Here is a 10,335-nt window from a genome sequence, read left to right as displayed (position 1 = left end):
CCGTAATCGTTACTTGATCGGCGATCGACTCGAAGGAGGCGCGCGATACCCAGGCTACCGTACCGATGGCATCCGTTACCAGTACCAGGTCGTTGCCCGCCGAGGCGATGTCGCCCGTAAGGATCGTGCCGTCCGCAATCTTGTCCGTATCTACCGAACTATCGGCCAGGTCCTCGTTGAGGATGGTCCCGTTCAATATGTTTTCCGTCTGGACCGCGTCGTCGGCCAGTTTCGCATTGGTCACCGCATCGGCGCCCAATTTGGCCGTTACGATGGAAAGGTCCTCTACCTTGAAAGGGTCCCCGGCAGTACCGATGCCCGTAATGGTCACTTGATCCGCGATCGACTCGAAGGAGGCGCGCGATACCCAGGCTACAGTGCCCACGGCATCCGTTACCAGTACCAGGTCGTTGCCCGCCGAGGCGATGTCGCCCGTAAGGATCGTGCCGTCCGCAATTTTGTCCGTATCGACCGAACTATCGGCCAGGTCCTCGTTGAGGATGGTCCCGTTCAATATGTTTTCCGTCTGGACCGCGTCGTCGGCCAGTTTTGCATTGGTCACCGCATCGGCGCCAATTTCTAAAGTTACATTCCCTAATAAAGCATTGCTATCTCCACCCACATCAATTGTAGTAGATGTAATATTTCCATCTCCTGTAAGATTACTTAAATCAGCATTGAAGGTTCCTCCATTCTCAAGTGTCAGCGTTAATTCATTGGTTGCGGGGTTGAACCCAAAAACCTGAAGTTGTTGGTCATCGGAAGAAGTCAGTTCCCAAGAATCACCGTCCCAGAAATAAATAGTACCTGTATCGGTATTTACGTAAATATCACCCATGTCAGCTCCAGCCGGAGTAAGCATTCCTGCAGCTGTAACCTGAGTGCCGCTTAGCACCTCACAATTACATTGATCCTGTAAAGTCACAGTGGTCTGTGCCATTACAGTTCCAGATAATAAAAGAAAAAATATTATTAAAATTCTATTATTCATGACTCTTATGAATTAAAACCTCTTTTTATGTGTCTTATGACTACTTCAAGATTTCCTTTGACCGGAAATTCCGAAGTAATCGTCTTGTACAGAATAACTTATTGAAATATGATTGTGGGAGTCTGTTTTGAAAGTAGCCTGGGAATCAGACCGAAAACAGCATACTTTTAGTGGTAAAACTACCATAGGTTCGGTTAAGTTATTTATACTTGGGGGGCGTATCAAATTTTCCATTACGGTTTCCCAGTCTGAAAAATTCTTCTACACAATACAAAATTAACCTTAGCTATACCATTAGGAAATAAATGTTGTGTACATACTAAATTGTAATGTATAAAGCAACTATTGTGAAGTATTAGTTAAAAAAAATCTCAATTTTTGGATAGTTATTTTGTCGATCATCCCAATAATAGTGGTGTTTAACGAATGAGATAAAGTAGGAAAATTTTTACTATTTAACGTGCGGAAAATCAGTTCTTCTTTATTCTATATGTAATTCTTCGATTGGTTATCACCGTATAGGTTTTGATGATACTCATAGGCGAAAATTCAGATGTTGAGTTAGAGATGGTAGCCGTACTGGTCACTAAATTGCCCTTTATAACTCCTGGCGGAAGTGGTATTGTAAATTTGAATTTGTTTGTCGTATCAACATTTCCATCTTCATCGAGATAAGCGGTAGCATCTGATAATAGATCTGAACCACTACCTTCAACAAAACTGGCCAAGTAGGCCTGACCCTCACCATAGTCGGTGGTCTTTCCCAATTCATTGTCTCCCGCAACAGCACTTCCTTCACTTATATCGGTCAAAAACAGTTCAATGGTAGCACCAGGTCTTGACCATCCTTCAATAGTTAAATTCGTACTTGATATATAAACACCTGAAATTATAGGGAAATTAATTACTCCATTGGGACCGTTGTCGGCGTCTCCCGTTTCATTTAAGGTTACTCCGTCTCCCATTTGATTGGTTTGGTCAATGTCGATACCGAGCGAAGCCGTAATTGTACCGTTGGCATAAATCGAGTTCTGAGAAATGAGATTACCACTGGTATTGCCTCCTACCAGTACGATACCTGCACCACCATTCGAAGTTATAATATTATCGTTAACTACAGAGTTATTGCCTTCTAATCGAATACCTGCGCTCTTAACGAGACCTGAGCAATCACCACCATTTTGTCCTGACCCCACTATAGTATTGTCAGAAATCTGTATATCGCCTATGCTTCCATTTTCATCAATACCTAAGGCCGCTGCATTCTCGATCAAATTACCCTGAATCACAATGCCACTGCCTCCCTCGATTCGAATGTTATCTGAACAAGCCGTGTTTCCATTTTCGGTTATATGGTTATTTTGGACCAATACCGAGGTACCGCCGTCTATTAGAACTCCTTCGTCTGTATTCCCTGAAATGTAGTTACCGTCGATTGTCGTCGTACCGCCTACGATTTCAACGCCATAGTCAATATTTCCCGCTGCAACCCCTGAAGCATTAACGCCCAGTAAATTTCCGATTATATTTGAAGAGCCACCACTGACGAGTATGCCTGCGTTACTGTCAGCATATATGGAAAGGCCCCTTATCAAGGTATTGTTGCCTTGTAATTCCAAGACATCGCCATCATTTCTATGAACTTGTATCACGGGACGATCAAAATTTGGTAATGAATTAGCAGAAACACCTACCACTGTGCCGCCAGAACCAACGGTTCCCGAATTCGTATTTCCTGAATAAGCCGTTTGGGTTCTTCCATCAATACTTGTATTGGTACCAGTTATTGGTGTTATCGTGTTTATATTTGATATGGAAATATCAAATATGCCCCCTGAGAAATTAGTATCGGCTGTTCTACCCAAAGGATCACCTGTAGGCGGAATCATAAAAATGGAAACATCTTCTTCTGCTGCTGGGTCAAATATTGAGTTTGGCTCAATATCTAAAATTGTCTCCCCTAAATTATTAGAATTGACTACAAATTGAGCCAAAGAACCTTGTCCGGCATCATTTGTATTGACTACAGTACTGAAGTTAAATCCAAAGTCCATATCAACGACTCCATTACTCGCAACTGAAACTGTTGACACACTTTGTGCGCCATTTATTATGCCTAGTGCTACATCTTGCGTGGCATTAGGGTTAGCACCTCCTATTTCATTGATTACCTCGAACAGGTTACTATCAACATCACTATAGGTTCTAAAAGTTTGAATAGGATAACATGCCGAACAATTTAATCCATTATTCCTATTCGAACGAACCGTGGAGTTTACAACCTTGACATTAAAATCACCATCGGCCATACCCCCAAAAGAATAATTACCTGTTATATTAGTGGTTTTTCTTTGCAAAAAATTTCCAGAGGAATCAAATAGTTCTACAATTGCGCCTGAAATACCAATTCCGCCAGAAGTAGCCTGATCTCTTCCTGCCCCGCCAGGATAATTTACATCTTCAAATACACGGCCAGCAATCAAGTTAGAAGGTACTTTGAGTACTACCGCTGCAGAAATAACGAAATCTTGACCTACATTTACATTGGCGGTCACTTGACTATCTCCTGGGGAAATAAATGATGAAATATCATAAGTGTCTAAATCTACGCCATAAATATTACTTGTATTATAAACAGGGCCTACAGTATTGTCATAAATTGTGGAATTGTATGCATTCGTACCTGTTTGCCCCCCATCACCCGTCAAATTTGAGGTGGTATTCGCTTGATTGGTAATAGTTAATCTTTCAGGATTTGCTCCACCAGAAGCCAAATCCGGATCACCTTCCCATGATAAAAACGTAGATTTTGCGCCTGCACCTGCAATGGCATAAAAGGAATCTAATGTAAATGAATTTCCATCATTACTCAATCCATCAAAACCTTGATACAAGTTGATATTAACTGCCGGTAAGGAGCGATCCTCATAAAAAACAATTAAACTCCAACCTCCTAGGACAGTCGCAGTACTACAATAACTTCCTGTATTGTCAATGTCTAAATCACTAAAATCAAAATCATTGGTCGAAATGTTTGGAATCGCCGCCACAATTGAGGTTACATCACTAACATAACCATAAAAATTTCTATTGGTCAATGAGGTCTGATATAGAAAATTAGCTGAAACATTTTGCCCTTCAAATGTGACGTTATCATCTCGTACCGTATTTGAATGTGCCCAATATAAATATGCCCTTTCAATCGCAGCTGTATTTGGTATTGGGGATACTAATCTATTAGTCGAGGAAGTAGTAATAGCGCAAGGATCACCTCCATTACCACTTGTTCTTAATGAACCACCTGTAGTTGTATAATCAAAATAACCGTCAAATTCTTGAAATAACGTCAATGGATCATTTGCGAGAATCTGGGAGTTTATTGTTCCAATCCCTGTATCAGTATAATTAACAGTTGCATATTGCGCATTGGCTCCCGTAAATTCAATGGTAAAATCTTCTGCGAACTCGGGTACACCATCGTTAGCAATGGGAACCGATATGGTTTGCACATTATTCAATGCCCCAGTAAAAGTGAGTGTCCCTGATGTTGTCGTATAGTCACTTCCCGCAAGTGCGGAGCCATCAACTGTCTGAAAATCTACCGTAAAAGATTGATTCACAAACCCAAGTAAAAATACATTGGTACCGTGAGCCGCTCTCGTCGACCTTACCGTAAAGACGGCATTACCAATATCTTCATCAAAAGAAATATCATCGATGATAATAATTGGCCCTTCAGGAAAACAATTTACAGCTGCTTCCCAGCCTGCTCCAGTGGTATCCCCATTTGAAGTAAACCTAAACGTTAGACAGCCAGAAGCATGTGACGAATTTATAGCTGTAGGTATGTTTGCACTATCATATTGCCCAATTAATGTACCCCCCGTTGTGGTTCCCTCATATATGTACAAGACATCGCCCGACACCACCTCAAAAGTTGAAAAGTTGATATTAATATAGGTGTCTGCAGTATCTGGACAGATGGTATAGGTTACATCTTCGTTATTTGAATAATTAGAGAGTCCGCCTGGATCAAAAAAGATATCACTACAGGAAGTAGCACTACCACCATCGATCATAATAAGTGCATCGTCATCAACTATGGTGCCTATCGCAGTATCGGTGATATCGACAGTAGGGTCGGAAACAGCTAAAAATTGAATTGTAAAGTCTTCGGCGTTTTCTATTGTGGCATCGTCTAAAATGGGTACCGAAAAAGTTTCCGTATCCCCGGAATTACCATTAAAATTCAAAACACCAGTTGTTGTTGTATAATCACTACCTGCATTTGCACTGCCATTAATGGTTTGATAATTCACCGTAAAAGCCCCTGCTGCATTCGTACCTGTATGGGAAACCGTAAAAATCGCATTACCGCCGTCTTCATCAACCGTAACATCATCTACCTCTATAATAGGTATTGGTGCCGGGAATGTTGCAGAAATTTGCAGATTATCTATAAAGGCATAATCATCATTCCTCCAGTTCGAATTCGATTTTCTAAACCTAATCGTTGTAGTAGCCGAAATGTAGGCTGAAATATCTTCACTGAAGGTACCGGATGAATTATTTCCCGTGATAGTGCCTACTGTAGCATAACTCGCCCCACCGTTATTTGAAACCTGTACAGCCAATGACCTGTTACCCCCAAGACTTATAGCCTGCCAGTTAAAAGATAATGTTGCAGTAGAAGCGCCAGATAAATCGGCTGATCTTCGAATTGTTTCAGAGTATAGATAATACAACTCAAGCCTATTACTACTAATTCTTATATATTGGCTGGAGGGACCTCCATCAGTATCACCCGTTTCGATCCAATCCGTTGAAAAATTCAAAGAACCATTATTATTGCCATAATTGACGGAGGAAAAATTATCTCTATACGTCTCCTGGCCTGCCACCCAATTAGTGGATAAACTCATCATACCAAAGCACAGTAAAGCTTTAACAGAAAATCTTAGCGCTAAGGTAAAGTCTAGATTTAGTCTCGGAAAGAAACGGTTAATTCTTGTGTAGGTCATGGTTGGGTTAAAAAGAATGGTTTCAAACACCTATGCACTTTAAGGCATTAATTATAAAACACTTATAACAAAAATATGTCGGTAGCTAGTCAAAACATAAAAATTGTTGTGTATGCACCCATAACCTGTACGTATATTGAAAAACTTGCGGTTTGCTTACCCTTGAAGAAACGATATTCAAAAAAAAGAAGGCCGTTTATCGAATAACCCCTACATTTAAAAGGATTGTGGACAGGTCAAAAAAAAAGCAACTCAAAAAGAGTTGCTTTTTATGAAATTATATTGATTTACTGTATTATAATAAATTCAGACCTTCGGTTCAATTCATGTGCTGCATTGGAACATGCCACGCCATTACGGCATTTGTTCACTAGTTTGGTCTCACCAAAACCTTCACTAGTGAGGCGACTTTTAGCAATACCTTTTGCTATCATATAATTTACAGTAGACTCAGCTCTTTTCTGCGATAACCAAAGATTGTATGCATCTTCTCCCCTACTATCTGTATGTGAATTGACCTTGATTTTTAAGCTCGGATATTTTTCCATAGCTACGATTACCTTTTCAACTTCAATTTCCGAATCTTTTCTGATGTTGTATTTATTAAAGTCAAAATAAATCGTGCTCAATTGCAGCAATTTGGCAAGATCATCACCAAACCCAGCATTCACGGTATCTCTTTCTAAATAAAAATCGACAATCTGAGGCTTTCCATCCGATTTTGAAAGGTAATCTTCTTCAGGCACAAAACCTTCCATTAGCGCCCGAACGAAATTTCCTTGATTACAATCTATGCTTAGTTTATAATTACCTTGAGAATCTGTTATGGTAGCATAAATTTCTTCATTGCTCTCGTCTATAACCTTGATCGTAGCCCCCACAAGTGGTTCATTGGAAATTTTGTCGCGCACTGTGCCCGTTATGGTCTGATTACAATCAACTATCAAAGGAGTGGTTTGGGTAAAAGCGTAGATATCATCGGCACCCTGCCCTTCTGGACGATTGGAGGCAAAATATCCCTTTTGGGATACATCATCAAGGATAAATGTAAAGTCATCCATACTACTATTTATCGGTGCCCCAACATTGACAACAGGATTGTCAAATTTTCCATCGGCAACTTTTGTCCCAAAAACATCCAAACCGCCTAAACCGGGGTGCCCATCGGAAGACAGGTACAATATTTCATTCTCGGTAACGAATGGAAAAGTTTCCCTTACCTCTGTATTTATATTGTTCCCTAAGTTTTCAGGAGTTCCGAAACTACCATCCTCATTAATGGACACCCTAAAAATATCAGAAGCCCCAAGACTTCCTGGCATATCAGAAGCAAAATATAAGGTTCGCTCATCTGGACTCAACGCGGGGTGAGCCACAGAGTATTTATCGCTATTAAAAGGAAGTTCTTCAACATCCCCCCAAACTCCATCGACCAATGTAGCTTTAAAAATTTTCAGTCGAATAATACCTTTATCGTCTTTGATATATTTACCTTCCTTGAAGTTGTTTCTGGTAAAATAGAGTATTTCTCCATCTTTGGTGGTAATCGAGGTAGATTCGTGCAATCTGGTATTCACCCCTTTTCCTAATTTGGCCACAAAATTCATGGATGTGCTGTCGGCATTGACCTTATACAAATCAAGAAAGTCTTTAGAGTTCCAAGTATGCCTATAACGCGCTAGATTTCCTGTATCCCTATCCGAGGAAAAAATCAAGCCTTTTTTATAAAAAGAAGGTGCGAACTCAGAATAAGGGGAGTTATACTCAAAATTTTCGAGGTTATATCTGCCCGAATTTTTTCTGATATCTTCTAAATATTCTTTTTCGCTTTTATAGGCTTTAGCCCTTATATCATCGGTAGTGGCCTCTGTAAATTTTGCCATAATGGCGTTAGAATGACCGTAGTCTCCCAAGGTCTTTAGGGTTTGTGCATACCTAAAATAATATTCGGCACTAACCTCGTCGGGGTAGTTGTCGACCAAACGTTTATAAGTTTCAGCGGCCTCCATATAATCCGCATTAAAGTAGTAAGCATTACCAAGTTTCTTTAAAAGGTCAGCGGAAACATACCCCTTTTTTAAAACACGGCTATAGATATCTATCGCTGGACTAAATGAATACTCATCATATTTTTCATTTGCCTTTGCAACTAGTTTTTCCTGGGACCAACCTTTTGGAACTAGAAATACAAACAAAATAAAAAATAATCCTATTCTTTTTAACATATCCATGTACTTTAGAAGAAACGAGGTGACACCAATTTTTGAAATGATTTGGCCAATTCAAACCGTAAGAAAAATTCAAAAGACCCGTCATTGAACTGTGTGCCTCCCAATGCCGTGGTCTCTCTATCATAAGCTAAGCCTAACATAAACTGATCCGAGATTTGAAAACCGACCATTGCGCTCAAAGCGGCATCCCATCTATAAGCTAGGCCAAAAGTAAACTTGTCGTTATACATAAAATTGGTCGAAACATCGACTTGCAAAGGCGCACCGCCCACCATCTTGGTCAATAATGCGGGTTTGAATTTGAAATTATTATTCAAATCAATTACGTAGCCTGTTATCAAGTAAAAATTTATACGCTCTTTGGATAGAAAATTAACGGCATTCGCATCATCGCCTGATCTATCAAAGTACTCCGTTTCCACCAGATTCGGAGCCGAAAGGCCGGCGTAGAATTTGTTCGAATGGTAATAGACCCCTAAACCAAAGTTAGGAGCGAATTTATTTTCTATGTTATCACCCGCCACAAATTCCTGATCCTTTTTGCTTAGGGATTCCAAATCTAAATTCAATAGATTTCCACCCACTTTAAGCCCAAAGGATAATTTTCCTTCCAGAGATACATCAATCGTGTACGAAATCACCCCATCGATGTATGTTTCTTGAACCGCGCCATCGCCAATTTGGTCATTGAATATGGACAACCCGTAACCCAACTTGCTATTTCTTATGGGTGAATGCAGGTTCAAGGTTTGAGTTTTGGGTCCACCTTCCAAACCCACCCATTGTGCCCTATATAATGCTGCGGCACTAAATTGGCCTCGTGAACCGGCATAGGCCGGGTTTACGCTCATTGTATTGTACATATACTGTGTGAACTGTGCATCTTGTTGGCCATACATACTCTGAACAAGGCCTATCAATAATAATACGGGTACAATAAAATTCTTTCTATTTATCATAAAAGATTCAAATAGGTAATCGGTTATTTGCTAATGTATAGGTATCCACTATCGGTAATAGTCTCACGCCCCTTCTTATATTCAAATATATAAAAATAAACACCTGCCGGAAGATAGTCGTTGGCACTCAATGTGCTTCGTCCTCTTGACCTACCGTCAAAAACATTATTTTGGTTGTTGTAATTTTCCCCTTCATATACGGCCACACCCCATCTATTGAAAATCTTAAGGGAATTGTCAGGAACTATATTAACATTATTTATCCATAAAAACTCGTTCTTGCCGTCGCCATTCGGTGTTATCAATTGCAGTACCTCAATCGTAGCATCGGTATCTGGATCTAAATAGTCTGGTGTACCATCAGCATCGGTATCATCGTTCGTGGGGTCTCCGTCATTATTTGCATCTTCATCGGGCGTATCGATACCGTCTCCGTCATCATCGAAGTCTCGATAGTTGACATCTTCAGTACCATCGGTATCGGGCAGGTCGTTCGCCGGATCGTCGATCTCGTCGTTTACATCAAAACCATCATTGGCATTCGTTCCCTCATAACCATTATCAAGACCATCGCTATCGTCATCGCCGCCGGTCATCTTATTGTCAGGAATACCGTCAAAGTTGAAATCATTCCCCTCATTGTTATCCGGGACCAAATCGTTATCACTATCCAAATCAATATAATCAGGCGTATCGGTACCGTCATGATTATTGGGCGTAAGCCCTGAAGGATAGGCTGAATTCACCCCATTATTCGATGCATAGGTAGCAGTATCATCATTGTTGGGTGCAATATAGCCTTCCGTAGTCTGAGCTTCTACGTTATCGGGAATTCCATCGTTATCGGCATCGATATCCAGATGGTTGGGGAAGCCATCACCATCACTGTCTATAGGGTCAGTCAAAGGATCATTGTCCCCATCAAGGTTTGGATCCTCGGTCGTATCCAATATACCATCGTTGTCATCATCAAGGTCTGCGGTATCGGGCACGCCGTCACCATCGGTATCAGGACCGTTGTTTTCTGGATCTAGATAGTCTGGCGTACCATCATCATTTGTGTCGTCGTTCGTAGGATCACCATCATTGTTGGCATCTTCATCGGGCGTATCGATACCGTCACCGTCATCGTC

The 10,335-nt window shown here is 40.7% G+C and carries 5 protein-coding genes; all 5 read right to left on the bottom strand.

All coding sequences use genetic code 11. The annotated features are described in order from the left end of the window. The coding region (locus tag BLS33_RS24380; protein WP_218129650.1) for a hypothetical protein at positions 1 to 991 on the bottom strand (991 nt) is incomplete at its 3' end. 470 nt (positions 992 to 1,461) lie between these two features. Beyond that, complete coding sequence (locus tag BLS33_RS24375) at positions 1,462 to 5,916, bottom strand: beta strand repeat-containing protein (RefSeq protein ID WP_089895927.1); 4,455 nt, start codon at positions 5,914 to 5,916, stop codon at positions 1,462 to 1,464. A gap of 383 nt (positions 5,917 to 6,299) precedes the next feature. Next, complete coding sequence (locus BLS33_RS24370; RefSeq protein WP_089895930.1) at positions 6,300 to 8,237, bottom strand: OmpA family protein; 1,938 nt, start codon at positions 8,235 to 8,237, stop codon at positions 6,300 to 6,302. Positions 8,238 to 8,248: 11 nt separating this feature from the next. Continuing rightward, complete coding sequence (locus tag BLS33_RS24365; protein ID WP_089895925.1) at positions 8,249 to 9,202, bottom strand: PorP/SprF family type IX secretion system membrane protein; 954 nt, start codon at positions 9,200 to 9,202, stop codon at positions 8,249 to 8,251. A 23-nt stretch (positions 9,203 to 9,225) separates the two neighbouring features. After that, a partial coding sequence (locus BLS33_RS24360) for a T9SS type B sorting domain-containing protein (RefSeq protein WP_143017690.1) occupies positions 9,226 to 10,335 on the bottom strand: 1,110 nt, incomplete at its 5' end.

Origin of the sequence: Kriegella aquimaris, assembly GCF_900103215.1 — a bacterium.
GTDB classification, from domain to species: domain Bacteria; phylum Bacteroidota; class Bacteroidia; order Flavobacteriales; family Flavobacteriaceae; genus Kriegella; species Kriegella aquimaris.
Note: the sequence above shows the minus strand (reverse complement) of the source record. Positions and strands in the feature narration are given on the sequence as shown.